This window comes from Stenotrophomonas sp. 3diitr2024 (assembly GCF_042136455.1).
Classification (GTDB): domain Bacteria; phylum Pseudomonadota; class Gammaproteobacteria; order Xanthomonadales; family Xanthomonadaceae; genus Stenotrophomonas; species Stenotrophomonas sepilia.
This window is the reverse complement of sequence record NZ_JBHHMJ010000712.1, coordinates 1-1,100: the sequence shown is the minus strand read 5'-3', so window position 1 is coordinate 1,100 and position 1,100 is coordinate 1. Positions and strand designations below refer to the sequence as shown.

Genomic DNA, 1,100 nt, shown 5'->3' with positions numbered 1-1,100 from the left:
GGATACCGGCAGCGACGGCTTCACCGGCGTGATGGCGCTGACCCGTGACGACGACGCGATGCTGGCGCTGTGCTCGCTGCTGAACGTGGAGATCCGACTGGGCAGCGACCCGTTCTGAGCGGGGCAGGCAGCGCTGCGCATGTAGAGCCGAGCCCATGCTCGGCTGCTCTACGCGGACTGCAGCCGAGCGCGGGCTCGGCTCTACAGGAGGCAAACGGCAGCCGAGCCTATGGCCGGTATTGCGCCCGGGCGTTGGCGATCACCGCCTTGACCAGTTCGCGCTCGGTGTGCCGGGAAATCGCTCGCGCGCCAAGCGCGATCGCCTGCGTACGCAGCTCGGCCGTGACATCGTAGTGGGCACCGCTGGCCTTGTTCTGGAAGGCCCGCGGTGGGATGCCGAGCTGCGCCGCCATCGCGTGCAGCTCGGTCAGGGTGTCGGCCATCAGGTGCGCCCAGCGCTGTCCGCGCCAGGGATGCACCGCGTCATCGACGTAGACCGTCACCGCCGCGGCCGGTTCAGGCCTGCGGCTTGCTGTCGCTGTCAGCGGCCGGGCTGGCCTCGGCGTCGGCAGCAGCTTCAACCACATCGCCTTCGGCGGCCTCAGTGGCTTCTTCGCCTTCTTCGGCTTCCACGGTCTCGAACTCGGACACCAGCTTGTCCAGGTACTCGTCAGCGGTCTGGCCGGATTCGGCGGCCAGGGTGTCCAGCAGCTTCTGCAGCAGCTCGGAATACTCCAGGTTGACCTTGCGGCCTTCCTTTTCCTGCACGTTGGACAGGTGCTTGAGCATGGCCAGCATCGGCACCGGGTTCTCGGCGTTGCCCATGGTCTGACCACCGATGGCCAGCAGCCATTCGCGGCCCTGCAGGCCGATGGCGGCGACCACCTGGCCGTCTTCGTTGGTCAGCACGGCATGGTTCTGCACCTGCTGCTGGGCATTCAGGCGCAGGAACGGGCGCTTGGCCTGCTGCTTCTTGCGCTTGTCGCGCTTGGCCTTGGAGTTCTGGGACATGGGGTGGGGTCACCTGGAAACGGAAAGACCGCCATTGTAGCGGCCGCACGCAGGTGGGGTCAGATCCCTTTCCAGGGGAAAGGGATCTG

The 1,100-nt window shown here is 66.9% G+C and carries 2 protein-coding genes; both read right to left on the bottom strand.

The window, feature by feature from the left end:
- Positions 1-227: 227 nt before the first annotated feature.
- On the bottom strand, positions 228-503 hold the full coding sequence (locus tag ABGA94_RS18720) for a DUF4031 domain-containing protein (protein WP_111129476.1): 276 nt from the start codon (positions 501-503) through the stop codon (positions 228-230).
- A 13-nt stretch (positions 504-516) separates the two neighbouring features.
- Positions 517-1,011, bottom strand: a complete 495-nt coding sequence (locus tag ABGA94_RS18715) for a hypothetical protein (protein WP_005415115.1) — start codon at positions 1,009-1,011, stop codon at positions 517-519.
- Positions 1,012-1,100 lie beyond the last annotated feature (89 nt).